Origin of the sequence: Exiguobacterium sp. 17-1 (assembly GCF_023096305.1) — a bacterium.
Taxonomy (GTDB): domain Bacteria; phylum Bacillota; class Bacilli; order Exiguobacteriales; family Exiguobacteriaceae; genus Exiguobacterium_A; species Exiguobacterium_A sibiricum_A.
Genome location: NZ_JALIGJ010000002.1, coordinates 282600 through 308780, shown reverse-complemented (window position 1 = coordinate 308780; position 26181 = coordinate 282600). Strand labels below are relative to the sequence as shown.

The following is a 26181-nucleotide window of genomic DNA, read 5'->3' as shown; positions in this document are numbered from 1 at the left end:
TAGTTGTATGAAAAATCAACCGATTCAACGAACTTCCTTAAGTGAAGAAGTGTATCAACGACTGCAACAGCAAATCATCACCTTGACCTTGTCACCGGGTCAAAAACTGAACGATCAGCAACTCGCGGAGACGTTTGGCGTCAGCCGGACACCGGTCCGCGAAGCGTTGAAGAAACTGGAGGAGGAGGGACTTGTCGTTTCGAAACGGGGATCACGGACGAACGTCACGATGCTTGACGCGACGCAGGCACGGCAGACGTTTCCGATTGTCGCGACACTGCATGCGCTTGCGGCACGTCTCGCGTTTCCCTTATCGGAAGCGGATATCACCCGTCTAATTGAACTCAATCAAGCGTTTCAGGACGCGATTACGCACGAAGATGCTGAAACGGCGTTGCAACTTGATGACGCCTTTCACGGGCTGTTCCTTGAACGGAGTCAAAACGGTCAACTGACGGACACGTTAAACCGCTTGACCCCGCTGATCCGCCGGCTTGAATATGCCCAGTTCAGCCGCCACGGACATGATTCGGTCACGGATCATCAAACGATCATCGAAGCCTGTCAAAACGGGAAGATCGAAACAATCGTCCGTGCGACCGAACACAACTGGAACGGTCTCGGACGTCACCTGATTGCTTCCTTGGAGGAGGATACCCCATGCGACCCATCATAATCGGGATTTTCGCGGCGATGTTTTTTGCCGTCACCTTCATTCTGAATCAATCGATGCAAGGAAGTGGGGGACACTGGATCTACAGTGCCGCTTTACGGTTTTATCTGATGTTGCCGCTGTTAGTCGTGATTGTCGCCTGCAGACGCCGGCTCGGTCGTGTCTGGTCGGCGCTCCGGGAAGCGCCACAGTTTTGGCTGACCTACGGGACGATCGGCTTCGGCATTTTTTACAGCGGGATTTGCCTCGCTGCCGATTATTCACCCGGCTGGCTGATTGCCGGAACGTGGCAAATGACGATTCTGGCCGGACCGTTGCTGGCACCACTGTTTAAGCAGACGATTCCCTGGGCATCGCTCCGCTATTCGCTGTTAATCATCATTGGTGTCTGCCTGATGCAACTGTCGGTCGCGGAAGGGGTGTCGTTGACGACGTTGTTGCTTGGCGTCCTTCCGGTCATCTGTGCCGCGATCGCCTATCCGCTCGGCAACCGGAAGATGATGGAACGGTACGGGGACGAACTCGATGTCTTTGACCGGATTCTCGGGATGACGGTGGCCAGTCTGCCGTTTTGGCTCGTGTTATCCGGGATTGCCTACGTGCAGGTCGGCTTACCGTCCGCGGGACAAGTCGGTCAGTCGGGACTGGTCGCCTTGTTCTCCGGCGTCATCGCGACATCACTGTTCTTTTATGCGACGACACTCGTCCGGACGGAACCGGTTCGTCTCGCAGCCGTCGAAGCAACGCAGTCGTTTGAAATCCTGTTCACCGTCCTCGGGGAGATGCTGTTTTTACACGCCATGTTCCCGACCGGTCTCGCGTTGTTCGGGATGCTGCTCGTGATGCTCGGGATGACGATTCACAGTTTAAAGCAGGGCCAGTCAAAAGAAGTACCGGGAATATAATTATTTCAAATACCATATGTAATTAAAATTACTTAGAGAAGAGGATAAAGGATGGTCTTAACCGGTACACTTGTCAATACAGGATTAATCATCATCGGTACATTACTCGGTCTGCTGTTTCATAAAATTCCGGAGCGGACGAAGGAAACGGTTGTCCAAGCGATTGGTCTCGCCGTCGTCGTGCTGGGTGTCCAGATGGGGCTGAAAAGCGAAAACTTTTTAATCGTCATCGGCAGTCTCGTCTTAGGCGGAGCAGTCGGCGAGTGGTTACGGATTGACGAAAAACTCAATCGGGTCGGTGAATGGCTTGAACTCAAAATAGGACGGGGGCGACCGTCAAACATCGCCGAAGGATTCGTCACCGCGACATTGATCTTCGTCATCGGGGCGATGGGCGTGCTTGGAGCATTAGACGGTGGGCTGCGCCAAGACCACGACGTCCTCTATACAAAAGGACTGATTGACGGCTTCACGGCACTTGTCCTCAGTTCGACGCTCGGGATCGGCGTCATATTCTCCGCCATTCCGGTTCTTGTGTATCAAGGGGCGATTGCCCTCGGCGCTGTTGCGATTACCCAATTCGTTCCGGATGCCATCCTGCAACAGTTCATCGTCGAGATGACAGCGACCGGCGGGGTGATGATTTTAGCAATCGGCTTAAATCTCGCCGGAATCACGAAAATCCGGGTCGCGAATCTCTTGCCAGGTATTGTGATGGTCGCTTTGATCGTGACCGGATTGGAATGGTTTGGTTTAAATTAATTGAAAACGTCCGACTGCTTTTTTGACAGGTGTTGTCAGTAAGCAGTCGGACGTATTTTTTTACTGAATAACATGTTCGAGCGGCGAAATCTGATGATCCAGCAGTTGATGACCGGCGTAATCGAACGTGTGGAGCTGTGCTGTCTTTTGTTTTATGACATACGGCAAGTACGCTTTCAGGTTGCTGATGACACCGGTATTTTCCGGGTCAAGAATCCAGTCCGTTTGTTTCCAGTCAAGAATGCCTTCACGGGTCGCAAGCGGCGTCGTGATCATCTGCTCATCCGGCATGTCGGCCAGGAACAGGTAGATTCCGACCGTCTCATCCGCCCGTAAAAGGATCGTTCCGGCGAACTGGACATCGGGTATCGTAAGCCCGGTTTCTTCAAACGTTTCCCGGATGACGGCTTCCGTCGGTGACTCACCGGATTCGATTTTTCCGCCGACCCCGTTCCACATGCCCATCGCCGGTTGTTTTTGACGATTTAGCAACAACCACTGATCGGCTTTCCGGATCAAACACAATGTATAACGGTACAAGCATCATCTCTCCCTTAAAAGAAGTCGTGTTTCCAAGCAACGTACTGGTCGTCCGAGGCGACCGGTTGAATTGTTTTCTTACCGTCAATCCAGGTCGTTAAAGCTTGTTGCGTCAGGATGCGGTGACCGTTTGGTGTCCGGATGGCGAGCAGACTACGTTTATTGAACGGGGACAAGGGATGGTCCTGGATGACTTGTTCGATGGTTGACAATTGTTCCGGCAATACGGTCTGTTGCGTGTAGAAGTGGTAACCGATGACAAATTCGTCGTCCTGACCGGTCCGCAACATCTCGAGTTGATAGCCGGCACCATTCGGCGCAATCCGGAAACTGCCGCTTGGTGAGGTGACCGTTTCACCGCTTAACGGAATCGGACGTAATGCGAGATTAACGCCAAAGCCGGTGTCGACAACATACGTGTCCCCTTGATGTCGGAGCAGGACAGCGACGTGTGTCGGACCGGTCGCGGACCAGCTGTCATTTTCCTGATCGAAGACGGTCGCTTTGACGAGCGCGACATCAAATCCTTTGATCCGCAAGATTTCATAGAGCAGATGATTTAAGTCGTAACAGACGCCCCCAGTCCGATCCGTCACGAATGTCTGCTCGAGACGATCCGGATTAAACGGGGCAGTCCGTTTCGACAGGACCGCCTGGTTATCAAACGGAAGATGATAAGCAAACGCTTCGAGTAACGCGGGTAAATCGTCAAACGAGATGATATGTCCGAGCGGATACTTAATCCGGGCGGCAATCTCTTTTATGAGTGATGACAACGGAAATTCCTCCTTTGTTTCGTCTTTTTATTATCGCACAATCCGTCCAAAAAATGACATATGTTATCTGGAAATAAGATTTGGTCTTTTGTTTCGAATAAATCTTTGTTATGCTGAAACAGGATTAATTAAGAATGATTCTCATTCCGAACTCAAAGGGAGGCATTACCATGTCACGTACACGCACATCATGGGCATTAGCCGTCTTGATGATCAGTTGTCTGATGCTTGCGGCATGCGCCGGACAAGCGAAAGAAGAGACGAAACAGACGCATAAAGTCACGCACGAAGCGGGGACAACAAACGTTCCGGACAATCCGAAACGCGTCGTCGCCCTGGAATTCTCATTCGTCGACGCGCTTGACGAACTGGGGATCGAACCAGTTGGAATCGCGCAAGAAAACAAAGACGATGTGTCGGGGCTGCTCGGCAAGAAGATTTCCTTTACGGAAGTCGGAACACGCCAGCAACCGAATCTCGAAGTCATCAGTTCTCTGAAACCGGACTTGATCATCGGTGACTTCAACCGGCATAAAGGAATCTACAAACAGTTGCAACAAATCGCACCGACGATCATTTTGAAGAGCCGGAACGCGACGTATCAGGAAAACATCGCGTCGTTTAAGAGCATCGCGGAAGCGGTTGGTCAGACGGACAAGATGGATCAACGTCTCCAGTTACACGAGGAGCGTCTCGCAGCTGCCAAACAAAAAGTCGATCCGAACGATCAACGCCAGATCATGGTCGGTGTCTTCCGGTCGGATTCGTTGACGGCACACGGTGAAACATCGTTTGACGGCGAATTGCTCGAAAAAATGGGGATCGATAATGCCATCACGAAAACAGCGGAACCAACCGTGACGATCACACTTGAACAGATCGTCAAATGGGATCCGGATGTCATCTTCATGGCAGAAGCCGATCCGAAGCTGCTCGATGAGTGGAAAAAGAATCCGCTGTGGAATCAGATCACAGCCGTTAAAAAAGGGGAAGTCTACGAAGTCAATCGGGACTTATGGACCCGTTACCGTGGACTCGACGCCGCGGAACAAATTGTCGATGAAGCGATTCAACTGCTGAATCAAAAAAACAAGTAAACGACAGACAAAGCCAGAGCAATCTGGCTTTTGTTGATGAAAGGAGGATCAGTTGATGATCCGACACACACGATTGATCCGCTTGCTCGTCGTACTCCTTGTCCTGATCGGACTCGGATCCTACCTCAGTCTGTTTCTTGGTGTCACGACGATTCAACCGTTCGAAGCAATTCGGGAATGGTCATCCGGCAATCTCTCGAAAGAAACATTGGTCTTGACGACACTCCGCTTGCCGCGGTTGTTACTCGGTTTATTACTCGGGGCAAACTTAGCCGTCGCCGGTGCCTTGATGCAGGCGGTCACACGTAATCCGCTGGCTTCGCCGCAAGTGTTCGGCGTCAACGCCGGGGCGTCGCTGTTTGTCGTCCTCGCTTTGTTGCTGTTCCCGGCACTCGGGACAGCGAATCTGGTCTATTTCGCCTTTTTCGGTGCAATGATTGGCGGATTACTGGTTTTCTCGTTTGCCTCCGTCCGCGGCATGACGAGTCTGAAGCTGGCCCTCGTCGGGATGGCGATCCACTTATTGCTGACGTCCTTGACGAAAGGGTTGATTTTATTCAACGACCGGATTACCAATGTCCTGTACTGGTTATCCGGTTCAATCAGTGACAGTGGATGGATCGAAGTGCAGTTGATTCTACCCTGGTCGATCATCGGCTTGATCTTAGCATTCAGCTTGGCCAAGTCGCTGGCGATTTTCCAACTCGGTCAAGATGTAGCCGTCGGACTGGGGCAGAACATCACCCGGATCCGGATGCTGGCAGCCGTCGCTGTTGTCCTGCTGGCCGGGGTGACGGTCGCGGTCGCCGGAGCAATCGGCTTCATCGGTCTGATGGTCCCGCATATCGTCCGGCGGTTGGTCGGTGAGGATTACCGCTATGTCTTACCGATTTCGGCATTGTGCGGCGGTCTGTTGCTGACATATGCCGATGTACTCGCCCGGTTCATCGCCTATCCGTATGAATCACCGGTCGGGATCGTGACCGCATTACTCGGAGCGCCGTTCTTTTTGTATTTAGCGAAACGGCAGACAAGGGGGATTGCCTAAATGAACAGACTCCGTCAAAAACCATGGCTCGGTCTAGTCCTCATGTCACTGTTTGTCACCGTGCTCAGTTTCCTGTTGCTTGGTATCGGTTCCGTTTTTCTGAAACCTGGTGAAATCGTCGCGGCTCTTCAAGGAGACGGTGCCGGTTCCTTCATCGTCTGGAACTACCGTTTGCCACGGACGCTCCTCGCGTTACTCGCCGGCGGTTGTTTTGCCTTGTCCGGTGTCTTGTTACAGGCGATCATCCGCAATCCGCTCGTCTCGCCCGATGTCATCGGGGTGACGAATGGGGCCGCGTTGTTCGCCGTCTTGACGATTGCCTTGATTCCCGACGGTCCGCTTGTCTTGACGCCACTTGCCGCCTTAATAGGAGCAACGCTTGTGATGGTCGCGTTGATGCTGCTTGCGGATCACGGGAAACTGCAAAACAGTTCCTTTGCCTTGCTCGGCATCGCCGTCAGTGCGATTTGTGCATCGGGAACGGAATACCTGTTGATCAAGTTTCCTCTCCAGACCAATGATTCGCTCGTCTGGCTGGCCGGCAGCTTGTTCGGCAAAGGTTGGACGGAAGTGTACGTTCTGGCACCGGTCTTCCTGTTGCTTGGACTCGTCATCTGGTCCGGTCACCGGCAACTCGACATTTTATCGCTCAGTGAAGACGCAGCGATTGGTCTCGGATTACGGATGAAGGGAACACGGTATGTATTCCTCGCCTTTGCCGTCGCCTTAGCGGGTGTCGCGGTCGCGATGGTCGGGTCGATCGGCTTTCTTGGTCTTGTCGCCCCGCATATGGCACGACGTTTGATCGGACACCGGCATCATCTGTTGATTCCGATGGCTGTCCTCGTCGGGGGTGGACTGCTTGTTGTTGCGGACGCTATCGGACGCGGCATCCATCCGCCGCTTGAGATTCCAGCCGGATTAATCACGGCAATCATCGGTGTGCCGTACTTCTTGTACCTGTTGCGGAAAGAACGGGCGTGACGCTATCCAATGTAAGAACCTCCAAACGGTCACATGTCATCCGTTCGGGGGTTCTTTGTTGCAATCCGATTTTCACGCCTATTCTGTCTTGTCATCCTTTTTATGGTAAAATGACTTTATAACTTGCATTTAACGACGCAAATGGAGTATTTGAAAACTATGTCATGTCGAGGTGCCGAATGAACATACAATTTGAAGAATTGAAGATGTACACAAAATTTGACGATTTAGCGGATGATTTACTGGATTTGGCAAAAGAAATTCTACCGGAGCAACTGTTTTATCTATCCGCCATCGAGAATGGGGAGCAACTGATCCTGAAACTCTCGGATGAGGAGACTAGTATGCGTGTTGCGGAAGGGATGGTCATCGATTTGAATCATTCCCTTTGCAACCGAATCGATTTTACAACCAAGCAACCGCTAGTATACGAAGATGTAACGAAAGAGCCGAGTCTCGACGGGATGAGAGAGATCCTTAAAGGGGCTAACGTCCAGTCTTATTTAGGGATTCCGATTTCGCTGACGAACGGTGAAAAATTTGGGACGTTATGTGCCATCAATGATGAAGCCAGTCTGTTTGAAGGCAAAAGCATCAAACTGTTACAACGGATTGTTCGTCTGTTCTCGTATTATTTGGAGTTGGAACGGTTCGTTTGGCGCGATCCATTGACCGATCTCTACAATAGACGGTATTTGATGAACCGCTTCGATACGCAGCCTCGCGAGGCGGGTGCGCTCTTTTTCCTTGATTTGGATGGTTTCAAGAAAATCAACGATGTTTATGGACATGACGCGGGTGATGTGGTGTTATTAGAAGTGGCAAGACGTCTGCAAACGCTGATTGCAGGACAAAAAGCAGCGTGCGCCGTTCGGCTGGGGGGAGATGAGTTCGTGCTCCACTTTTCTTACGGCATCAGTCAGGAAGCATTGCTTCGTCAAGCAGACGAAGTCCTCGCCTGTCTGAGCCAGTGGGACGAATATGAATTGTCGACGAGTATCGGGATCGTTTCGTATACGGCGGAGGAAATCAGTTTGAAAAATCTCCTGCGGCAGGCCGATATCGCGTTATACGAGGCCAAGTCGTCCGGCAAGAACAGGTACAAGGTGTTTGAGGCACTGACCGATTGACCTTCAGGACAGATCAAAAACACCATCCGTCTGCACGTCCGCTTCGCGAGAAGGGCGTCAGACAGATGGTGTTTTTTTGTATGGCATCAGACAGTCAGCTCAATCGTCAGCCCTTCCGGATCCAGAAAGACACTTTCATAATACCCGTCTCCCGTCAGACGGGGACCATCGAGGCGAGTGTAGCCGTCTTGTTCGAGTCGGTTCGTCAACTGATCGACGGCGAACCGGCTGCCGAGTGAAAAGGCAATATGCGCATAACCAAATCGGTCGCGCGGTGCCTCGTGGTCGATATCCATCCGGTGCATCAACTCAAGCCGGGCTCCTGATTTAAAGTGCAGGAAATAAGACGAAAAACCTTTTGTCGGATTATGGTACAACGCATTGGCTTGAGCATCAAAATACGTTTCGTAAAAGGTTCTCATTCGTTCAAGATCCTTAACCCAGATGGCGATATGTTCAATTTTCATGAGAGCAAACTCCTTTTCTGAAGAATTAGGAAGCGCGGGACAACGCCCGTTTGGCAAGAACACGATTGAGACGTTCGGAACAGAGCAACAGGAACAAAATCATCAGGAATCCTGTGACCGGGAACAGTTGCAACGTCAAAAGCGAGGCAAGGACACCGAACAAGGGCGGTAAAAACGTACTGCCGCTGTAAGCAAACGCCATCTGAATGCCCATCAAGCGTTTTGCTGCATCCCGTCCGAACCGGACCGGTGTCTCATGTAACATCGCCGGGTAAATCGGAGCGAGTCCAAGTCCAATCAAGATGAAACCGGTAAACATCAAACCATCCAGTGGGAGGAAAAACAACAGACTGCCGACTAAGGCAGTTCCTTGTCCGGTCCGGATCAACTGACGGTTCGTTAAACGGAGCGATAAGAAACCACTTAAAAACCGCCCGACTGTAATACTGCCGTAATAGACAGAAATCCAGGTCGCGGCCGTCTGAACCGAAAACGACTTTACTTGGACGAGATAACTGCTGCCCCATAAACCGATCAAGGCTTCCACGCCGCAATAGAGGACAAATGAAGCGAGTGCGAACGGCAGACCAACCAATCGTTTGGACGCAGTATCAGTCAATGACAAATCGTCCGGTACGTCCGAAACAGCGACCGGTGCCTGTTTCCAGAGCGATAGACTGAGAAGGAGCACGAGGGCAAGTCCAAACTGGGTCAGGGCGACGGTCAAATATCCGCTGCGCCAGTCGCCGGATTCGCTCATCATCGCCGCCATGATCAACGGACCAGTTGTTGCGCCAACGCCCCAAAAACAATGCAGCCAGTTCATATGATGGGCTTTGTAGCGGGTCGCGACAAAATGATTGAGGGCGGCGTCGACGACGCCGGCTCCGAGTCCAAGCGGAATCGAGAGCAGGAACAGCCAGATCAACGACGGAGCGAGATAAAAGCCGAGCAGGCTACTCGCCGTGATTGCGGCACAAAACGCTGTAACATGACTCGTCTCGAATCGATTGAGAATCTTGCCGCTGAACAGGCTCGAGATAATCGTTCCGCTGGCAATCGTCATGAACAGCCAACCGGCGACTTCGAGATCGGCACCAAATTCCGTCCGCATGACGGGCCAGGCGACGCCGAGCAAGGAGTCCGGTAATCCTAAACTGATGAAGGCAAGATAAATGATGCTGAGTAACAAGATACCACTCATGAAGATGTCCTCCTGTTCGCTGATAAAGGTTGTTCGGTCAGAAGCTGCAAGCCGAGTCGGGTCAAGCCGTTCAGGTAATCGGTTTCCCAGTTACTCCGGATCAAAAGCGGGATATGCGCTTCCGGGATATACTCGGCTGTCTTGATTCGGATCTGTTCCAGATCGTGTTCCGTCAGTTCTTCCCCGTTAAAGATCAACAGATGCGGATTCAGCGTCGCAGCGAACGTCGTCGTCAAGCGGCTGATGGCATCAATCGTCTGGGTGTCCAAGGCGGTTTGCCGCTTAGCGATCGCCTGTCCGAATGTTTTCTTGTCGTATTGCGGGACGACGGAAATTTCACCGGCAAAATGACTGCTGCCGCGGACGAGCTGTCCGTTGATCAAAATCCCGGAACCGGGACCATTTTTCCCTAAGTACAAATAGATCAATGACTGTTGACTGCGCTGATGTGCTTCGTGAAATCCAATCACAGCCGCATTCATATCATTTTCGACGACGACCGGTAGCCGGAACTCGGATTCAAGCGTCTGTTTCAGATTGACTTGTTGCAGGGACGGATAATCCGGTGCAAAAAAGACCTGTCCGCCTTCGACGGATGCCGCAACACCGACGCTCAAGAAAGTGATTTGTGGATTGTCCTGAAGTAGTCGGGTAATCAGACGGATCAAAGCAGGGACGTGCGGTTGATTTTTTTCGACCGGTTCCGTGCCAGATGACAGACCCGTTCCGATCGCATCGAAGATCCGAAAGCCGATCGCATCGAGTTCAAGGTAGAGGGCAAGTCCATGGGTATGATCGGCCCGGTACCGGTACTGTTTTGCCGGGCGGCCGCCATTTGACGATTCCGACATCTGTTCGTCGATTTCATCATGTGCGATCAAGATATCCACGTGCTTTTTGACCGTCGGAAAACTGGCCGACAACACACGGCACAATTCAGGAATCGTCCGGATCCTTTGGAACAGGATCGCTTGCCGGAGTTGTCTTACTAAATCGGGATTGGTTCCAGCCATAGGTAGTCTCCTTTTTACTTTTTAAAATATTTTAATAAGTAGTCGAATTGAGTGTAGCAAGCGGAGAGCAAAATGGCAAATGCTTTTGAAACGATCGGACAACCAGCTGATTCTTTTTGAACACAACGAGGGTGGCAGACTTGTGATCTGCCACCCTCGTGTGTAGAAAATAATTTTTGCTTCGCCTTACCATCTATCATCGCGTAAGCGGCGTCATATCGTCCGGTAACGTGAGGGAAGTTAATAGGGCAAGCTCCTTTTCGCGGTAATCCGTATAAGAACTGACGTCTTGAAGATCGGCATCGACGTAAGCCGGATGGACCATGATTTCGACCGATTCGGCATCAAGTGAACGCAGTTCCTCCCACAAATCCAGATAAATCCCTGCGCCATAAAAACCGGTATACAGCGTAGTGGTCAGCGCATGTTCGGGATGGTCTTCAAGTGTTGAAACAAATCGGACCGGGACATCGTAACGACGCGCCAATTCCAACACGACCTCCTGCAACGGCTCCCAGCCGTGGATGTGGTGATGGCTGTCGATATGATGCAGTGGCAGACCGGTTGCCAAAAAAGCTTCGATTTGGGCGGTCCATTCCGTCAAGACGTCTTCTTGAGAAGGGGGGACCTGTTCCGCATATTGGTTGGTAATGCGAAACTGACCGGACGCATCCGTCAATGTCGTGGTCGTCGTCGTCAGTGGGCGTCCGCAAGACAGCACAAGGTGAACCCCGACCTTCAGTTCCGGGAATCGTTTCGCTTGTTGCACGGCATAGGGAACGGCCCGTCCATTCATCATCATCGTCGTTGCATGCACGATTCCGCTTTGATGGGCTAGAATGATGCCGTCTGTTATGCCCTGTGTTAACCCGAAATCATCGGCATTGATGAGAATGTTCATAAGGCGTCACCCACAGCATAATGCCGTTCGATGACGAAGTTCGTCTTGTCGCCTCTGAAATAAGAGCGGGAATATTCGATCGGCTCTCCGTCCTTGTTTTCCGCAACGGTTTCAATATAAAAACAAGGCATGCCGAGCTCACAATCCAAATGGGCACTGATGCGTTCATCTGCCAACGTGATTTCTAGGGATTCGGTCGTTTTGGCGACGGAAATCGAAAACGTTTCGCGGAGTGTCGTGTAGAGAGAATGTTCCGCTTGTTTTTTTGTGATACCTGGCGCAATGTGCCAGGGAATATAGGAAATTTCATATTGCGTCGGTTCGTCATTGGCCCGGCGAATCCGCTCGATCCGTTGAATCGGGTCATTCAGCGTGACATGCAATTTTGCGACGATTGCCGCATTTGCCGGAACGACTGTTAAATCGACGGCCGCAACATGCCCCCGTTTGCCTTGTACGGCAAGTTGTTCGGTATAGGTGTCCGGTGTATCGGATAAGGTTTGGCGTACTTTTTGATCGGCGACGAACGTCCCTTTCCCTTGCTGACGAATCAAATACCCTTCGAGGGTGAGCTGATTCAAGGCAGCACGAACCGTCGTCCGGCTGACATCAAAGTCTTCACAAAGCTCATATTCGGTCGGTAATTGTTGACCGGCTTGATAGAGTCCCGATTTGATGCGATCTAACAATTCTTCTTTGATATAAGAATGTAGCGATTGGTTGGTTTCCATGACGGACCTTCCTTCACGAGTTTTCTTTTATTGTACCGATAACAAACAACTGAATGCAAATGTTATAACAAATTGAATGTATTTGTATTAATACATTTAAAATTTGTATTTACATTTGTTCTTTTTGTATGATACATTACAAACAAGAAAAAGAGGAAGCGGTTACAAAAAAACGGGAGGTTGTTATCATGGGGATCAAAGTCGTCATCATCGGAGGTGGATCAAGTTATACACCTGAATTAATCGAAGGGTTCATTAAACGGTATGAATCCTTTCCGGTTTCTGAAATCGTCTTATGTGACATTGAATCCGGAACAGACAAGTTGGACATCATTACCCGGCTTGCGGAGCGGATGCTGCGCCGGTCCGGCTTGCCAATTCGTTTAAGCGCCACCTTGAATCGGCGCCACGCACTGGAAGGAGCAGACTTCGTATCCACACAAATCCGCGTCGGGGGGTTGGAAGCACGGGCACTCGATGAACGGATTCCTTTGAAACACGGTTTTATCGGTCAGGAAACGAATGGCGCGGGCGGGATTTTCAAAGCATTCCGGACGATTCCTGTCCTGCTCGAGCTGTCGAAAGAGATGCACGAAATCTGTCCCAATGCCTGGCTGATTAACTTTACGAATCCAGCTGGCATCGTGTCGGAAGCGTTATTAAAGCACGGTCCGCATCAGAAAGTCATCGGCGTCTGCAACATTCCGTTTAACATGCGGAACTCGACTGCCGAAGTCTTACACGTCGATGTCAAGCGCGTCTCGATCGAGTTTATCGGTTTAAACCATTTCGTCTTTGGACGCCGGGTTTTTGTCGACGGAAGCGACCGAACAGAAGAGGTGATGCAGCGACTGATGTCGAAACAGCTTGATTTTTCACCGGCGAATATCGTCAGTCTTGGTTGGTCCGATGCCTTCTTGCAAGCCGTCAACATGTTGCCGAATCCCTACCACCAGTACTATTTCCAAACCGCTGAGACGCTCGAGAAGGACCTCGCCGCCTACGACACGAACGGCACCCGGGCCGAGATTGTCCAGGAAGTCGAACGGACATTGTTCGAAGCCTATCAGGATGAACAGTTGGACGAAAAACCGGCTGAACTCGAATTACGCGGTGGCGCGTATTACAGTGATGCTGCCTGTTCCCTGATGGATTCGATTTACAATAACCGAGGAGACATCCAGACCGTTAATACATTAAACCGTGGGGCGATTTCCGACTTACCGGTCGATGCCGTCATCGAAGTCAACGCCGTCATTACGAAAGAAGGTCCGCTCCCGATCGCGGTCGGACCATTACCATTATCCGTCAAAGGATTGATTCTGCAGATGAAGCAGATGGAAGAACTGACGATACAAGCCGCGTTAAGCGGATCAACCAAAGACGCTTACTTAGCCTTTTTGATGAATCCATTGATTCAAGATGAAAAGCGGGCGCAACCGCTACTCGAGGAGATGTTGCTTGCGCACGCAGCATGGTTACCACAATTTCAATCCAAGGAGGCGCAACGGACATGAATAAATTCATTGAAATCGCAGGAAGAATCGGGGCCCAACGCCATCTCGTCGCGATACGGGATGGATTTGTCGCCATTATGCCCCTGATCATCGTCGGGTCTCTCGCGATACTGATCAATAACTTCCCCGCCATCGGCAGTCTTGATTTCGTCGGTTGGATGAACGGGCTGTTTGGAGAAGGAAACTGGCAAGGGTTAGGGGGAAACATCTGGAACGGATCGTTTGCGATTTTAGGATTGCTGGTGGCTTTTTCGATCGCCTACAGCCTGGCTAAAAGTTACGATGTCGACCCGTTGTCGGCAGGGTTGATTTCCGTCGCCTCCTATATCATTCTCGTTCCGGTCACGAAAGACTGGGGACTCAGTTTTGCCTGGCTCGGCGCGCAAGGACTATTCGTCGCCATCATTCTTTCTCTTTTGACGACCGAGCTGTTTCGCATCTTACTGAAGACACGGTTGACGATCTCGATGCCGGATGGGGTTCCGGATGGTGTCGTCCGCTCGTTCCAAGCATTGATTCCGGCAACGTTGATTTTGATTCTCGTCGGCGGATTCCAATTATTCATGACACTTGCCATTGAATCGAGCCTGTTTGAAGTCATCTTCAACAGTATCCAAAAACCGTTACAAGGATTTGGAGACACACTTCCGGCTGCGATTGCAATTGCCTTTTTAAATCATATCCTCTGGTTCTTCGGCTTACATGGGACGAACATCATCGGAGCCGTCATCGAACCGATTTATCTGCCGTTGATTCAGCAGAACCTGGAAGCGTTCCAGGCCGGGACTTCTGCTTACGACGTCCCAAATACGGTGACGAAACCTTTCCTCGACTCCTTCGTATTCATAGGGGGTTCCGGTACGACGCTGGCTCTTCTCTTTGCCATTTTCTTTGTCATCCGTGAACAGAAAAATCATCCCTACCGCGAAGTCGCCAAGTTATCGACACCCGCTGGATTGTTTAATATCAACGAACCGGTGATTTTCGGCTTACCAATCGTCTTGAACCCGATCATGTTGATTCCATTCATCTTGGTACCGGTCACATTAACAATCGTGTCCTATGTCGCGTTGTCGACCGGACTGGTTCCAAAAACCGTCGCGATTTTACCGTGGACGACACCGCCTTTAATCAGCGGCTATCTCGTGACAGGCGGGAGTTGGCGCGGAATTGCACTACAAGTCGTCAACTTGACACTCGCGACAGCGATTTATGTCCCGTTCGTCGCAGCAGGTGTCCGGGCGATGAAAAAACAAACAGAAGGGAAGATGGCAAGCTGATGACAGAAGAACTGCAAATCCTATCGTTTACGATGATTCTTCATGCAGGTAATGCCCGTTCGGCAGCAATGGAATCCATTCAGGCCGCTAAAAAAGGAGACCTCTCATTGGCACAAACCAAACTGGAAGAAGCCAATCAAGAAAGTCTACAGGCGCATCGTGCCCAAACGACCTTACTGCAGGACGAAGCAAAAGGGCTTGAGACGCCGTTATCGATTCTATTGATTCATGCCCAAGACCATTTGATGACAGCGATGACCGTCAGAGATTTAGCTGTCGAGATGGTCGAACTGTATACGCGACTCACACGACTGGAGGAAAAATCATGAACATTTTACTCGTTTGCTCGGCCGGCATGTCGACATCCATCTTAGTTCGGAAAATGCGTGAACAAGCTGAGGCACAAGCTCTTGATGTGACGATCGAAGCCATTCCCGAAAGTGAATTATCGCATCATCTGGATCAGACGGATGTGATTTTAATCGGACCACAAGTCCGGTATTTAGAAACGAAGATTCGCCAAGCAGCAGAACCAAAAGGGGTTCGCGTCGCGATCATCAATCAGATGGCATATGGTCTGATGAAAGGGGACTTGGTCCTCGAACAGGCTCAATCCTTATTAACAGAAGCTTGATTATCTCCACGTCAGTAAGTAAAGACGGTCTATTCTGCCGATTTTACTTGCTGACGTTTTTTGTCTGAACATGAATCGATAAAGCAACAGGAACAGGATAAACATGAAATGTGAAGAAGTAGATAGAATCGTAAATCGCTTCACCATTCAATCCGGAAAGAAGGGTTCTTATGAAAGTATTGCTGACTTCAGGCGGCATTCAAAATGACAGTCAACGTCGTGCGCTCGTCGATTTACTCGGAAAGCCGATTGCGGAGGCACATGCTCTGTGCATCCCGACAGCCGTTTACGGAATGAAGGAGGGTCCGTACCATGCGTATTCATTCATCACAGGAACCGGTTCAACACCGATGTGTGAATTAGGATTTCAGTCGGTGGGTGTTCTCGAATTGACGGCACTACCGAGTCTGGATGAATCACTCTGGGTACCGCTTGTCGAACAGGCCGATGTGCTGTTGGTGAATGGCGGAGATCCCCTATTTTTAAACTACTGGATGAAAAAGTCGGGACTTGCAGAGCGATTGCCTTCACTAAAAGCAGTTTACGTCGGGTTAAGTGCCGGTAGTATGGTGCTTACGCCGCGGATTGGTCAAGCGTTCGTGGAGTGGACACCACCTGATACAACGTCGGATGAAACCCTTGGATTGGTTGAATTTTCGATTTTTCCGCATCTGGATCACGAACTGTTACCGGAAAATACATTAGACGAAGCTGTCAAATGGGCGGCTGGTCTCACAGGACCATCCTATGCGATTGATGATCAAACGGCGATTCAGGTTGTTGATGGCGTAGTGGAAGTGATTTCAGAAGGTCACTGGAAACGATTTGATTAAAACGGAGGAATTCATGGACATCACAACACGATTACATGTCGAACGAATCGAAGAGTGGCGCAATTGGTTGGAAAGTAACCATTTAACAGAAAACGAGATTTGGCTCGTCTTCCATAAAAGGGATGCGGGTGACTACCAGCTGGATTATATCGAGACGGTTGAGGAAGCGCTCTGTTTTGGCTGGATTGACGGAATCAGCAAAAAGATGGATGACTCAACAAAAGCCCAACGCTTTACACCACGCCGTAAAAACAGTCACTGGACGGAACTGAACAAGGAACGGGTCCGTCGCTTAAAGGCACTCGGAAAGATGCACGAACAGGGAATAAAGATATTGCCGAATTTAGAGACACCGTTCGAAATCAATGAAGCGATTCTCGAGGAACTAAAAAAAGACGCAGCAACCTATCAGTTTTTTAAGACGTTGCCCGATCTGTATGTCCGGGTCCGAATCAGTTATATTCAGGAATACAAACCCGGTAGTCCGGAATATGAAAAACGCTTGGCCAACTTTTTGAAATACACGGCACAAGGAAAAATGCTCGGACGGTGGGACGACGGCGGGAAATTAACGGGAAACTATTAGGAGAGATGACCGATGATATCTGATGAAAAGAAGAGACCGACTTTTGGTGTGAAATTGAAAGGGCGGCACTACCAGTATAAGCAAAGTGTCTATGGCGTCGCATACGATCAGCGACAGCAGACATTCTTAACCGTCGAGACCAAATGGAATAATCTTCTGTTACCGGGTGGGGGAATCGAGCGGGGAGAAACACCGGAGCAAGCACTTCACAGGGAGCTGCTCGAAGAGACCGGGTTTACGATTCAAATCGATGCGCCAATCGGCCGTGCCGATCAGTACGTGCTGACACCAAACGGGAAAGCGATTCTCAACGACGCGTTCTTTTTTAAGATGACGTTACATGAACGGATACACACAGCAGTCGAAGGGGACCACCGTTTGGTCTGGTGTGGCTTGCATGAAGTCGACGATCTGTTTCATGCCCATCAGGCCTGGGCGGTCAAGGAAGCTGTCATCCGCTAATGACACGAATCAAAAGAAGGCGGGTTCCCAAATTTCCAGACTTTCGCTGCTAGTTTGTGGTGTCCCGCCAACCGCTTTTGCCAGCCAACAGGTCGCACAAACATGTTCATTGACGTTTTGATAGATGCCACAAAATCGGACCACCTCAATATCAATGCCTGATTCTTCTTTCACTTCGCGAATGATGCCATCCTCAATCGTTTCTACCAGTTCGATGATCCCACCCGAAAATTCCCAACCTCGTTGTGACCCTTTGATAAGCAGGATTTTTCCGTGTTCATCAAGGACGACGGCACCTGCTGAGAGTAAATGTTTCGGCATCATCTAATCTCCACCTTTATGTAAAATTTAAAACCGACAAACGATACTCTATCTTGTTTCATGCTCTGTCAGTCAAATGATACTGGCTGTACAACCAACTGGTGGCATCCTTTAAGTCACTTGCAATGTAGTCAATATGGATGTTATTTAATTCGTCATGATAGTCGTTAAGCGAAGCTTCACCTGCGCCTGTTTTCACTAATATTTTAATGCATCCTGCTTTTGAAGCTGCTAGCATATCGGTCCAACGATCACCGATGACGACACAATTTTCTAGAGTTAAATTATGAGTTTTTTGCGCCTTGGATAACATGCCGATATCAGGCTTACGGCACGTGCAACCTTCATGAGGATTGTGTGGACATATGTAAACATCATCAAAACCAAATCCAGTCAATTCCTGTTGAAAGTCTTTTATGGTTGCTAACCCTTTGGAGATACCGGGTTGATTTGTAAATGAAAATAATGGAATGTGGTCTTTTTTTAATCGATTGATTTCCAAAGCAGTATACGGAAACAGTTCAAATTTTCCCGGGTAGTGAATTGTAGAGCCACCACCGATGGTTCCGTCTCGATCTAAAAAGACAGCTTCTATGTTTTTCAATGTTTTGATCTCCCGTCATTGATTTAATCGGTGCGTCACTCCAAGCCATTAAACTTACTCATTTTTATGGCAAATGAACATGTTTAACAGGAAAATGAACGCATTAAACATAGTCAAATGCGCTAAACATACTCAAAATCATGCAAAATGAGTATGTTTAGCGATAAATGAGTTAGTTTATGATTCTTCGTCCATCTTGTCAGTTATTAAAAGGATGTTGCTTTTCAAAACATCATAAGATTGGCGACAACAGCCGCGAGATACTTTCCTTAAAGCGGATCATCCGCGGACGGGCGGCATATTTTTCCCGGGTCAGCAAGGCACTGTCGGCAACGTCGGACAAAAAGAGCAGCTCCAGTTCTTCCGCAATCGTCGCATCGTACAAAATCGCATTCATCTCGAAGTTCAACCGGAAACTCCGGGCGTCGATGTTCGTCGTCCCGACCGAGGCGATTTTCCCGTCGACGACAATTGTCTTCGCATGCATGAAGCCGATCTCATACGTGTAGACTTCGGCCCCATGTTGAATCAATTCGCCGACTGCCGCATATGTCGCCCAGTAGACGAAAGGATGATCCGGCTGGTTCGGAATCATGATTTTGAGGGAGACACCGGAAGCCAAGGCAATCTGGCAGGCATCCATGAAGCTGGCATCGGGAATAAAGTAGGGCGACTGGATGTAAATTGATTTTTCCGCCGTGTGGATCATCTGAATCAGCATGTTTTTCAAGTATTCCGTCTCCGACGTTGGACCGGACGTCACGATTTGAACCGGCACCCGGTCCGTGGCGACTTCAAGCGGCGGAATCGGGGCAGTCGACCAGTCCGTCCGCTCGTTGCTTGCGGCGTCCCAGTCCTGTTCAAAATGAAACTCGAGTTCTTCGACGACGGGGCCGAGGACCCGGAGGTGTGTATCCCGCCAGTAGCCGAACTGTTCGTCCTCTCCGAGGTATTCCGATCCGACGTTAAAGCCGCCGATATACCCGATTTGCCGGTCGATCGTACAGAGTTTCCGGTGATTCCGGTTGTTGATCCGCAGGTTTAAGATACCGAGCGGCGAAGAGAAGAAGGAGCGGACTTCACCGCCGTCTTGTTTGAACGTCGCGAAGTCCTTCGCTTTTAGTTTCCACGAGCCGACGGCGTCATACAGAATCCGGACTTTGACGCCACGTTTTGCCTGTTCGAACAAAGCGTTCAGTAGACGGTCGCCGAGCGGATCGCGTTTTAAAATGAAGTATTGAATGTTGATTTCGACTTGGGCACTCTGTATGTCAGCGAGCAACGTATCAAATTTTTGATGACCGTCGAACAGCGTCCGGACATCGGTCGCTTCCGTCAACAGGGCTCCTGACGAGCGGTTCGCTTGAATCAACTTCCGATACGGATAAAGCGGTGCTTCGCGGGGGACTTCGTCGTTCGCTTGCACCACAAGCTCTTCTTCGCGCGCCAACCGGCGTGCTTCCGGGACGTGATAAAACGTCTCTTGTTTCAACGACCGGCCAAACAATAAGTAAATCAAAAAGCCGATGACAGGTAAGAAAAAGAGAATCATCAGCCAGGCCCAGGTTGCACTGACGTCACGCCGTTCGAAAAACAGGATGGCGATTGCCGCAGCGACGTTAGCAAATAGGACAACATAGAGCAAAACCGGCAAGATTAGGGTATAGTCCATCAATACGAACACCTCGTTTTCAGAAAGAATGACTTCGATGGGAGGGAAGACAGCATGTTTTCGGAATGGATCCGGTTCATCTCGAGTATCTTGTTCATCCCGATTTCGGATGATTTGTTGGTCATCCGCCAAATCAGCAGCTGGTTGCGCCAGGATCAAGCACTCATCCTGATTTTTTTATCCGTCTGGTCCGCCTGTTTCGTGTGTTTTAATCTGTTTTACGGCATTCCCCGTATTTTTCGCGAACTTCCCTTCTTTCAAAAGTTATTGACCAATAAACATCTCGCGAAAGCCGAAGTGATTCTCCAGGAGAAAGGAACGGTCGCCATTGCCATGTCGTTTTTTCTGCCGGGTGTCCGGCGTCCGATTCATTACATGGCAGGACTGCTCGCCTATCCGTTTCGACCCTACGTGCTCGTGACGCTAGCCGGAACCGGCGTCTATGCGTTGCTCTGGACGATTCTCGTTAATCGTCTCGGCGTCTATGGTCTGTTGAATCGGTTTTCGACATGGTGGGCGACCCATGGCGGTGTCATCTTGTTGCCCGGACTAGTAATCCTTTCTTGCTTGTTAGGTTGGATCTTCCGGGACACGATCCGGAACTGGTTTGTCCGTCCGTAACGCCATTTTCCGAAGTTGCGCGAGTTTAATGATGTTGAGCACCGTGACCTTCGCGACGGCGTAAAACGGGACGGCCAGCAACATACCGAGAATTCCCGCCAGTTGCCCGGCGACGAGCAGGACGACCGTAATCGTAATCGGATGTACTTTCAAGGATTTTCCCTGAACGAGCGGGGAGATGACATTGGCATCAAGTTGCTGGACGATCGTGATGCCGATGATGACATATAAGCCTTTGATCGGTTCATCCAAGAAGCCGATCAAGACAGCCGGCGCAGCGCCAAGGAACGGTCCGAGATACGGGATGATATTCGTCGCGAAGATGAACAGACCAAGCGGTAAGAAATACGGGACATCGAGCCACCACAGGACGAGTGTCGCGAGACTTCCGACGAATGTACAGACGATCAGTTGCGCCCGGACGTAAGAGCGGATCGTCCCGTTCATGTCTTTTAAAATCAGCAGGGCTTCCTTACGGTAACTGATCGGGATGAACTGGACCAACGCATTCGGTAATTTTTTTCCGTCGACCAACATGAAGACGTATAAAAAAAGGGCGATGAATAACGTGAAAATGGTCGAGGCAATCAACTGAATCAGCCAAAGCACGGAACCGGCAATCGAGGAAAAGACGTTCCCGAGGAGTGCGGTCGCACTTTTCATCGAACTTTCGACCGATGAAAACTGGCTCTCGAGTGACGGAATCGACGTCCCGTATTTGGCATAAAGCGACAGGGATTGTGTGTACAGACGTTCAGCAAAACCGGGGACGGCACTGATGAACGCAAAAAGCTGTTTCGTGATCAGCGGGAATAACGTCAAAAGAAATACGATGATGAGCGCAAGCAACAAAATCAAGACGATGAAAATTGCCAGTTTGCGCGAACGCAGACGACGTTCGAGTGAATCGACGAAACCGACGGAGAGGTAAAATAAAATCCCGGCGATGATGAACGGGGTGAAAATCGTCGTAAACAGGACGAGTAACGGGTAAAAGAGAAAGTCGACCTGTCGTGCCATATAGATGATGCCAAGGACAAGCAGGATGAACAGACCGATACGAAAGGAACGATTGGAAATCAATCCGGACAAGGCAATCTCCTCCCTCGAAAATAAGTGGCATGTTGTATCCTTTCCCCGAAACTGCTGAAAATAGCGTGAAAATTCTGAAAGATATGTGCTTTTTCACATTTAAATGTTATTTGCTTAAAAAATGGGGTAATCATAAACTAACTTCGATTCATTGTTCAGAGATGTGTCATGCTGTCATCGTTTAGCAGACCTGATAGCCACTTCCGTTATGGGAGGTGAAGCGGTTGGCGCAAGTAAAAGATCCGGTCATCGAAGACCGGTTGTTGCAACGTTCCATCTTTAGTTCTCTTTTCTTATCGGTGTTTGGCATTGCCGCCGGATTCCTTCTTTCTTCCTCTTTTGTTCTGTTTGACGGACTTTATGCGTTGCTGAGTGTCGTCTTAAGTGTTTTTTCGCTTCGAGGTGGTCGGTTCATCACCGTCAAGGATGATGTCCACTTCCCGTTTGGCAAAGAATCATTGGAACCCATTCTTGTTTTCTTTCAATATCTCATCGTCTTTCTCCTACTTATTTACGCATTTGTCGCTGCCATCGACACGATTCGGTCGGGTGGTGATCCGGTCGAACTGGGATTTGTCATCGGCTATCTGACAATCAGTGCCTTGATTGCGCTTGTCGTATACCGCCACCTGAAGCAACTCAATCGGTCCGCACGTTCGATTTTAGCGACAGCGGAAGTCGAACAGTGGCGTCTGACCGTCATCATGGGAATCGGTGCAGTCGCCGGTTACGGAATCGCTGGAATTGCGACTTGGTTGTCTTTTGAAAACGTCGCCCGGTACGTCGATCCGGTCATGCTGATGCTGATCGTCTTGTTTCTGATTCGTTATCCGGTCAAGGAGATGGTTCAAGCGATGCGGGAAATGCTTGGGATGTCGACGAGTGAACGGTTGATGATCGACATCAAACAGAGTGTCGCCAAAATCGTCGATGAATACGAAGTCGACGATATGTACCTCCGGATTTCCAAAACAGGCAGTCTGATTTTCATCGAAATTGATCTGATTGTCGCCAAAAACTACCGCTACGATTCGATTCTGGAACAAGATTTGATTCGCGAACAAATCGACGCGGCACTTGATTGGTTACCGCAAACCAAGTGGCTCACCGTCGCGTTTACGGCTAATCGTAAATGGGCGGAATGAATAGGAGGGACTAAGATGTCAACGACACGACTGATCCAAGAATTCATGGAACTGGTTCAAATCGACTCCGTATCTTATGCGGAAGGTCCGTTTCAACAGGACTTGATCGGGCGTTTTCAGGCGCTTGGTCTGACCATCGACGAAGATGCGACGAAAGAAAAGACGGGACTGGGCGCCAATAACTTCGTTGCTCGGCTCGACGGAGACACGTCGATCGAACCGGTCTTTTTCTCGTCACATATGGATACGGTGTCTCCCGGTCAAGGCATTCATCCGCTTGAACGGGACGGACGGATTCAGTCCGATCAAACGACGATCCTTGGCGCGGACGATAAGGCCGGAATCGCTATCATGCTGGAGTTGGTCAAACGTTTAAAAGAACAGCAGATTCGGCACGGTCCGATCGAATTTATCCTGACAGCCGGAGAAGAAGTCGGGCTCCTTGGTGCCAAGGCGGTCGATATGTCGATGCTGCAGGCGAAATTTGGTTACGTCCTCGATAACGGCGGACCGGTCGGCGGCATTATCACGACGAGCCCGTCGATGTATCGCTTGGATATCCGTCTGACCGGTCGCGCTGCCCATGCCGGACTTGAGCCGGAAAAAGGGATTTCGGCGATTGAAGTCGCGGCCCAAGCGATCAGCCGGATGAAACTGGGGCGAATCGATCACGAAACGACGGCGAACATCGGTCAGGTGAAGGGTGGGACGGCGATGAATGTCGTCATGGAACACCTCGAGCTCGTCGCGGAAGTCCGCTCGTTTAATCATCAAAAGTGTCTCGATCAGGTCGAAGCAATCGAAACGATTTTAAACGAGGAGGTGACACGATTCGGCGCTAAACTCGACTTCAAGGCGACACCGCTCATCACCGGCTATCATTTTGAAGACGACCATCCGTTGCTCGCACATGCCAAACACTGTCTGGAAACCATCGGTCGTCCTGCCCGGTTTGAACGGAGTGGTGGTGGCACGGATGCTAACGTTTTTAATGAACAAGGCAAAGTCGTCGTCAATGTGTCGATCGGTTATGAAGAGATTCATACGGTCGAAGAATATATTCCAATCACCGAATTCGAACAAGCCGTCGTTTTTGCCTTGGAACTGGTCCGGCAGATGCCGTCCTTCCCAGATCCGTCAGCGTAAGGGGGCCGGGTGATGAAACTGTTTCGTGAAACCGTTTTGATTATCCTGGCAATTTTTGTCCTCGCTGCCGGCATCAATCTCTTTTTAGGACCACATCATGTCGCAGCGGGCGGAGTCACCGGAATCGGGATTCTGCTGGAAGAAGTGTTGGGTATTGACCGTTCGATTGTCGTCTTGGTTCTCAATCTGTTGATGTTATTGTTTGCCTTCGTGTTTTTGGGCAAAGAAGTCTTCTTAAAGTCCGTTCTCGGCAGTCTGATGTTGCCTCTTGCACTAGGAATCATTCCGGAAACGATGATTGTCTCCGACCGCTTCTTCTCGGTCGCCTTTGGCAGTGTGCTGTTTGCGATCGGTGTCGCTACGCTTTATTGGTTCGGAGCGTCAAGCGGCGGGACGACGATTCCACCGTTGATTTTTCATAAATACTTTAAGCTGAATACGTCCGTCGGCTATTTTTTGACCGATGCGACGATTGTCGTCTTTAACATCTTCGTCTTTGGTCTGGAAGAGTTTTTGTTTGCTGTCGCCTCGATCGTCATCACGACGTTTGTGATGGGCTATATCGAAATCGGGCTTGAACGGAAAAAAGCGATCTTCGTCACGAGTGAGTTGCATGCGGACGAGATCCGCAATTACCTGTTGACGTCGCTTGACCGGGGGATGACTGTTTTCACTGTTGAAGGCGGCTACTCGGGAGAACAGAAAAAAATGCTGATGGTCGTCATGAAACGTTCCGAATATGCCGCTGTCATCCGAGCGATCCATCAAATTGACCGCGGTTCCTTCATCATCGTCTACAATGTCGCCGACGTTCATGGTCTCGGGTTTAACTACCAACCGGTCGTCTAAAAGGGAGGAACACGTATGCAACCGATTATTGCCTTTACGATCATCATGCTCATCTGGACGGTCAGCGATTATATCTCGAAAAAAACAAAGGCCTTATTATCTTCCTTATTTGTTGCTTCCATCATCTTCTTGATCGGATTCAAGACCAACCTGTTCCCGGAAGATCTCCTGCCGACATCAGCTTTGCTGCCACTCGGACAGACCGTCGTCGGGATGATCATCGTCCATCTCGGAACGCTCATCAGTCTCGATGAATTTAAACGGCAGTGGAAAACGTTTCTGATCGGGGTTTCAGCGGTGATCGGGATCAGTGTATTACTCTTTACGATCGGCCGGCTGTTCCTTGATACGAATTACGTCCTCAGCGCGATTGCCGCGGTCAGCGGTGGGACGATTTCCGTCATCATCGTCCAGGAACAAGCGCTCAACGCCGGATTGATCTCGGTCGCTGTCTTTCCGGTCTTGATTGCCGCCTTACAAGGGCTGATTGGTTTTCCACTGACGTCGGTCATTCTGCGCAAGGAAGCGTTGCGGATTCGTGACGGAGTCCGGGATGGCAGCATCACGAAAAAAGCAGCAATCGATCCGGCGGAATCATCCGATAAACAAACGATATTGCCGGAACCGTTTCAAACGACGGCCGGAACGTTGTTTGTCGTCGGTGTCGTCGTCATCGTCTCGTCCTTCCTCAGTGGTTTGACGAACGGCTGGCTCAATACGTTTGTCATTGCCTTATTACTCGGGATTGCTTTACGGGCGACCGGCGTCTTGAAACCGAACGTCTTGAACGGAATTGATGCTTACGGTCTGATGATGCTTGCGATTTTACTGATTATCTTCGGACCACTCGCAACGACGTCATTTGCGGATCTCGTCGAACTGTTTGTGCCACTGTTGATCGCCTTCATCCTTGGTGTACTCGGGATCGTGTTGTTCGCGATGCTTGCCGGGAAATTCCTCGGTTATTCGTACCCGATGGCGATCGCAATCGGTTTGACGTCACTATATGGTTTTCCCGGTACATTGATTCTCAGTCAGGAAGCAGCTAAAAATATCGGAGAGACGGAAGACGAGGTCCAGATCATTGAAGATGAGATTTTACCGAAGATGGTCGTTGCCGGCTTCTCGACGGTCACGATCACATCCGTCTTTATCACCGGGATTTTAGCGTCATTCATTTATTAAAGG

General features: G+C 50.1%; 30 protein-coding genes. 19 read left to right on the top strand and 11 right to left on the bottom strand.

The window, feature by feature from the left end; translation table 11 throughout:
- Nucleotides 1-7 precede the first annotated feature (7 nt).
- Genes MUN34_RS07240 through MUN34_RS07230 form a run of 3 tightly spaced genes read left to right on the top strand, consistent with a single transcriptional unit; the run spans nucleotide 8 to nucleotide 2340 of the window.
- Complete coding sequence (locus MUN34_RS07240; protein ID WP_247857310.1) at nucleotides 8-676, top strand: GntR family transcriptional regulator; 669 nt, start codon at nucleotides 8-10, stop codon at nucleotides 674-676.
- Nucleotides 661-1578 carry a DMT family transporter gene (locus MUN34_RS07235; RefSeq protein WP_247857309.1) on the top strand — a complete coding sequence of 306 codons (918 nt, stop codon included), beginning with the start codon at nucleotides 661-663 and terminating at the stop codon, nucleotides 1576-1578. The genes MUN34_RS07240 and MUN34_RS07235 overlap by 16 nt, the downstream gene beginning before the upstream one ends.
- Nucleotides 1579-1629: 51 nt before the next feature.
- Entirely contained in the window at nucleotides 1630-2340 is a 711-nt protein-coding gene (locus MUN34_RS07230) for a DUF554 domain-containing protein (protein ID WP_247857308.1), read from the top strand.
- Between the two features lie 60 nt (nucleotides 2341-2400).
- Here the strand turns inward: MUN34_RS07230 and MUN34_RS07225 are convergent, their stop codons facing one another.
- Nucleotides 2401-2880 carry an NUDIX hydrolase gene (locus MUN34_RS07225; protein WP_247857307.1) on the bottom strand — a complete coding sequence of 160 codons (480 nt, stop codon included), beginning with the start codon at nucleotides 2878-2880 and terminating at the stop codon, nucleotides 2401-2403.
- Nucleotides 2881-2894: 14 nt separating this feature from the next.
- A complete protein-coding gene (locus MUN34_RS07220; RefSeq protein ID WP_247857306.1) occupies nucleotides 2895-3656 on the bottom strand; it encodes an arylamine N-acetyltransferase family protein in 762 nt (253 codons plus the stop codon).
- A gap of 170 nt (nucleotides 3657-3826) precedes the next feature.
- Between MUN34_RS07220 and MUN34_RS07215 the strand changes: the two genes are divergently transcribed.
- The 4 genes from MUN34_RS07215 (at nucleotide 3827) to MUN34_RS07200 (ending at nucleotide 7915) form a co-directional block, all read left to right on the top strand.
- Nucleotides 3827-4753: an ABC transporter substrate-binding protein gene (locus MUN34_RS07215; RefSeq protein ID WP_119922815.1), complete on the top strand. Its 927-nt coding sequence runs from the start codon at nucleotides 3827-3829 to the stop codon at nucleotides 4751-4753.
- A gap of 55 nt (nucleotides 4754-4808) precedes the next feature.
- Nucleotides 4809-5801 carry a FecCD family ABC transporter permease gene (locus MUN34_RS07210; RefSeq protein WP_247857305.1) on the top strand — a complete coding sequence of 331 codons (993 nt, stop codon included), beginning with the start codon at nucleotides 4809-4811 and terminating at the stop codon, nucleotides 5799-5801.
- A complete protein-coding gene (locus MUN34_RS07205; protein ID WP_247857304.1) occupies nucleotides 5802-6785 on the top strand; it encodes a FecCD family ABC transporter permease in 984 nt (327 codons plus the stop codon). It abuts the gene before it with no gap.
- Nucleotides 6786-6964: 179 nt separating this feature from the next.
- Entirely contained in the window at nucleotides 6965-7915 is a 951-nt protein-coding gene (locus MUN34_RS07200) for a sensor domain-containing diguanylate cyclase (RefSeq protein ID WP_247857302.1), read from the top strand.
- Between the two features lie 86 nt (nucleotides 7916-8001).
- Here the strand turns inward: MUN34_RS07200 and MUN34_RS07195 are convergent, their stop codons facing one another.
- From MUN34_RS07195 to MUN34_RS07175, 5 genes are all read right to left on the bottom strand, one after another.
- Complete coding sequence (locus tag MUN34_RS07195; RefSeq protein ID WP_247857301.1) at nucleotides 8002-8382, bottom strand: VOC family protein; 381 nt, start codon at nucleotides 8380-8382, stop codon at nucleotides 8002-8004.
- Nucleotides 8383-8407: 25 nt separating this feature from the next.
- Entirely contained in the window at nucleotides 8408-9586 is a 1179-nt protein-coding gene (locus MUN34_RS07190) for an MFS transporter (RefSeq protein WP_247857299.1), read from the bottom strand.
- Nucleotides 9583-10599, bottom strand: coding sequence for an ROK family protein (locus MUN34_RS07185; RefSeq protein WP_247857298.1), 1017 nt, complete (start codon nucleotides 10597-10599; stop codon nucleotides 9583-9585). The genes MUN34_RS07190 and MUN34_RS07185 overlap by 4 nt, the downstream gene beginning before the upstream one ends.
- A gap of 196 nt (nucleotides 10600-10795) precedes the next feature.
- Nucleotides 10796-11500 (bottom strand): chitin disaccharide deacetylase, encoded by a 705-nt coding sequence (gene chbG, locus MUN34_RS07180; RefSeq protein ID WP_247857297.1) that lies wholly within the window; start codon nucleotides 11498-11500, stop codon nucleotides 10796-10798.
- Entirely contained in the window at nucleotides 11497-12231 is a 735-nt protein-coding gene (locus MUN34_RS07175; RefSeq protein ID WP_247857296.1) for a GntR family transcriptional regulator, read from the bottom strand. Before MUN34_RS07175 ends, chbG begins: the two co-directional genes overlap by 4 nt.
- A gap of 188 nt (nucleotides 12232-12419) precedes the next feature.
- Between MUN34_RS07175 and MUN34_RS07170 the strand changes: the two genes are divergently transcribed.
- The 7 genes from MUN34_RS07170 (at nucleotide 12420) to MUN34_RS07140 (ending at nucleotide 17543) form a co-directional block, all read left to right on the top strand.
- Nucleotides 12420-13748, top strand: a complete 1329-nt coding sequence (locus MUN34_RS07170) for a 6-phospho-beta-glucosidase (protein ID WP_247857295.1) — start codon at nucleotides 12420-12422, stop codon at nucleotides 13746-13748.
- Nucleotides 13745-15028 (top strand): PTS sugar transporter subunit IIC, encoded by a 1284-nt coding sequence (locus MUN34_RS07165; RefSeq protein ID WP_026833097.1) that lies wholly within the window; start codon nucleotides 13745-13747, stop codon nucleotides 15026-15028. Before MUN34_RS07170 ends, MUN34_RS07165 begins: the two co-directional genes overlap by 4 nt.
- Nucleotides 15028-15357, top strand: a complete 330-nt coding sequence (locus MUN34_RS07160; protein ID WP_071500674.1) for a PTS sugar transporter subunit IIA — start codon at nucleotides 15028-15030, stop codon at nucleotides 15355-15357. The genes MUN34_RS07165 and MUN34_RS07160 overlap by 1 nt, the downstream gene beginning before the upstream one ends.
- On the top strand, nucleotides 15354-15662 hold the full coding sequence (locus tag MUN34_RS07155; protein ID WP_247857294.1) for a PTS sugar transporter subunit IIB: 309 nt from the start codon (nucleotides 15354-15356) through the stop codon (nucleotides 15660-15662). The genes MUN34_RS07160 and MUN34_RS07155 overlap by 4 nt, the downstream gene beginning before the upstream one ends.
- A gap of 170 nt (nucleotides 15663-15832) precedes the next feature.
- The gene (locus tag MUN34_RS07150; RefSeq protein ID WP_247857293.1) at nucleotides 15833-16495 is read left to right on the top strand and encodes a Type 1 glutamine amidotransferase-like domain-containing protein; all 663 of its coding nucleotides are present in this window, start codon (nucleotides 15833-15835) and stop codon (nucleotides 16493-16495) included.
- A gap of 13 nt (nucleotides 16496-16508) precedes the next feature.
- Nucleotides 16509-17081 (top strand): YdeI/OmpD-associated family protein, encoded by a 573-nt coding sequence (locus MUN34_RS07145; RefSeq protein ID WP_247857292.1) that lies wholly within the window; start codon nucleotides 16509-16511, stop codon nucleotides 17079-17081.
- 12 nt (nucleotides 17082-17093) lie between these two features.
- The gene (locus MUN34_RS07140; RefSeq protein ID WP_247857291.1) at nucleotides 17094-17543 is read left to right on the top strand and encodes an NUDIX hydrolase; all 450 of its coding nucleotides are present in this window, start codon (nucleotides 17094-17096) and stop codon (nucleotides 17541-17543) included.
- 9 nt (nucleotides 17544-17552) lie between these two features.
- Here the strand turns inward: MUN34_RS07140 and MUN34_RS07135 are convergent, their stop codons facing one another.
- From MUN34_RS07135 to cls, 3 genes are all read right to left on the bottom strand, one after another.
- Nucleotides 17553-17867, bottom strand: a complete 315-nt coding sequence (locus MUN34_RS07135) for an NUDIX hydrolase (protein WP_247857289.1) — start codon at nucleotides 17865-17867, stop codon at nucleotides 17553-17555.
- Between the two features lie 55 nt (nucleotides 17868-17922).
- The gene (locus MUN34_RS07130; protein WP_247857288.1) at nucleotides 17923-18468 is read right to left on the bottom strand and encodes an HAD-IIIA family hydrolase; all 546 of its coding nucleotides are present in this window, start codon (nucleotides 18466-18468) and stop codon (nucleotides 17923-17925) included.
- Nucleotides 18469-18700: 232 nt separating this feature from the next.
- A complete protein-coding gene (cls, locus tag MUN34_RS07125; protein WP_247857287.1) occupies nucleotides 18701-20140 on the bottom strand; it encodes a cardiolipin synthase in 1440 nt (479 codons plus the stop codon).
- Between the two features lie 54 nt (nucleotides 20141-20194).
- On the opposite strand from cls, the gene MUN34_RS07120 reads away from it, so the two are divergent.
- Nucleotides 20195-20761 (top strand): DedA family protein, encoded by a 567-nt coding sequence (locus MUN34_RS07120; RefSeq protein ID WP_026828452.1) that lies wholly within the window; start codon nucleotides 20195-20197, stop codon nucleotides 20759-20761.
- On the opposite strand, the gene MUN34_RS07115 is transcribed toward MUN34_RS07120, so the two are convergent.
- Complete coding sequence (locus MUN34_RS07115; protein WP_247857285.1) at nucleotides 20711-21853, bottom strand: AI-2E family transporter; 1143 nt, start codon at nucleotides 21851-21853, stop codon at nucleotides 20711-20713. The two genes, MUN34_RS07120 and MUN34_RS07115, sit on opposite strands and share 51 nt — an antisense overlap.
- A gap of 224 nt (nucleotides 21854-22077) precedes the next feature.
- On the opposite strand from MUN34_RS07115, the gene MUN34_RS07110 reads away from it, so the two are divergent.
- Genes MUN34_RS07110 through MUN34_RS07095 form a run of 4 tightly spaced genes read left to right on the top strand, consistent with a single transcriptional unit; the run spans nucleotide 22078 to nucleotide 26178 of the window.
- Entirely contained in the window at nucleotides 22078-22998 is a 921-nt protein-coding gene (locus MUN34_RS07110) for a cation efflux transmembrane domain-containing protein (RefSeq protein ID WP_247857284.1), read from the top strand.
- 15 nt (nucleotides 22999-23013) lie between these two features.
- Nucleotides 23014-24144: a M20/M25/M40 family metallo-hydrolase gene (locus MUN34_RS07105; RefSeq protein WP_247857283.1), complete on the top strand. Its 1131-nt coding sequence runs from the start codon at nucleotides 23014-23016 to the stop codon at nucleotides 24142-24144.
- Nucleotides 24145-24156: 12 nt separating this feature from the next.
- Nucleotides 24157-24993, top strand: a complete 837-nt coding sequence (locus MUN34_RS07100) for a YitT family protein (protein WP_026828448.1) — start codon at nucleotides 24157-24159, stop codon at nucleotides 24991-24993.
- 15 nt (nucleotides 24994-25008) lie between these two features.
- On the top strand, nucleotides 25009-26178 hold the full coding sequence (locus MUN34_RS07095) for a hypothetical protein (RefSeq protein ID WP_026828447.1): 1170 nt from the start codon (nucleotides 25009-25011) through the stop codon (nucleotides 26176-26178).
- Nucleotides 26179-26181 lie beyond the last annotated feature (3 nt).

Bases quoted from the DNA above. Each gene is read 5' to 3' on its own strand.
- MUN34_RS07185 (WP_247857298.1), bottom strand. From the start codon at position 10,599: ATGGCTGGAACCAATCCCGATTTAGTAAGACAACTCCGGCAAGCGATC.
- MUN34_RS07210 (WP_247857305.1), top strand. From the start codon at position 4,809: ATGATCCGACACACACGATTGATCCGCTTGCTCGTCGTACTCCTTGTC.
- MUN34_RS07175 (WP_247857296.1), bottom strand. From the start codon at position 12,231: ATGGAAACCAACCAATCGCTACATTCTTATATCAAAGAAGAATTGTTA.
- MUN34_RS07215 (WP_119922815.1), top strand. From the start codon at position 3,827: ATGTCACGTACACGCACATCATGGGCATTAGCCGTCTTGATGATCAGT.
- MUN34_RS07145 (WP_247857292.1), top strand. From the start codon at position 16,509: ATGGACATCACAACACGATTACATGTCGAACGAATCGAAGAGTGGCGC.
- MUN34_RS07160 (WP_071500674.1), top strand. From the start codon at position 15,028: ATGACAGAAGAACTGCAAATCCTATCGTTTACGATGATTCTTCATGCA.
- MUN34_RS07140 (WP_247857291.1), top strand. From the start codon at position 17,094: ATGATATCTGATGAAAAGAAGAGACCGACTTTTGGTGTGAAATTGAAA.
- MUN34_RS07200 (WP_247857302.1), top strand. From the start codon at position 6,965: ATGAACATACAATTTGAAGAATTGAAGATGTACACAAAATTTGACGAT.
- MUN34_RS07105 (WP_247857283.1), top strand. From the start codon at position 23,014: ATGTCAACGACACGACTGATCCAAGAATTCATGGAACTGGTTCAAATC.
- MUN34_RS07100 (WP_026828448.1), top strand. From the start codon at position 24,157: ATGAAACTGTTTCGTGAAACCGTTTTGATTATCCTGGCAATTTTTGTC.
- MUN34_RS07150 (WP_247857293.1), top strand. From the start codon at position 15,833: ATGAAAGTATTGCTGACTTCAGGCGGCATTCAAAATGACAGTCAACGT.
- MUN34_RS07190 (WP_247857299.1), bottom strand. From the start codon at position 9,586: ATGAGTGGTATCTTGTTACTCAGCATCATTTATCTTGCCTTCATCAGT.
- MUN34_RS07120 (WP_026828452.1), top strand. From the start codon at position 20,195: ATGTTTTCGGAATGGATCCGGTTCATCTCGAGTATCTTGTTCATCCCG.
- MUN34_RS07165 (WP_026833097.1), top strand. From the start codon at position 13,745: ATGAATAAATTCATTGAAATCGCAGGAAGAATCGGGGCCCAACGCCAT.
- chbG (WP_247857297.1), bottom strand. From the start codon at position 11,500: ATGAACATTCTCATCAATGCCGATGATTTCGGGTTAACACAGGGCATA.
- MUN34_RS07135 (WP_247857289.1), bottom strand. From the start codon at position 17,867: ATGATGCCGAAACATTTACTCTCAGCAGGTGCCGTCGTCCTTGATGAA.
- MUN34_RS07170 (WP_247857295.1), top strand. From the start codon at position 12,420: ATGGGGATCAAAGTCGTCATCATCGGAGGTGGATCAAGTTATACACCT.
- cls (WP_247857287.1), bottom strand. From the start codon at position 20,140: ATGGACTATACCCTAATCTTGCCGGTTTTGCTCTATGTTGTCCTATTT.
- MUN34_RS07205 (WP_247857304.1), top strand. From the start codon at position 5,802: ATGAACAGACTCCGTCAAAAACCATGGCTCGGTCTAGTCCTCATGTCA.
- MUN34_RS07155 (WP_247857294.1), top strand. From the start codon at position 15,354: ATGAACATTTTACTCGTTTGCTCGGCCGGCATGTCGACATCCATCTTA.
- MUN34_RS07095 (WP_026828447.1), top strand. From the start codon at position 25,009: ATGCAACCGATTATTGCCTTTACGATCATCATGCTCATCTGGACGGTC.
- MUN34_RS07240 (WP_247857310.1), top strand. From the start codon at position 8: ATGAAAAATCAACCGATTCAACGAACTTCCTTAAGTGAAGAAGTGTAT.
- MUN34_RS07235 (WP_247857309.1), top strand. From the start codon at position 661: ATGCGACCCATCATAATCGGGATTTTCGCGGCGATGTTTTTTGCCGTC.
- MUN34_RS07195 (WP_247857301.1), bottom strand. From the start codon at position 8,382: ATGAAAATTGAACATATCGCCATCTGGGTTAAGGATCTTGAACGAATG.
- MUN34_RS07230 (WP_247857308.1), top strand. From the start codon at position 1,630: ATGGTCTTAACCGGTACACTTGTCAATACAGGATTAATCATCATCGGT.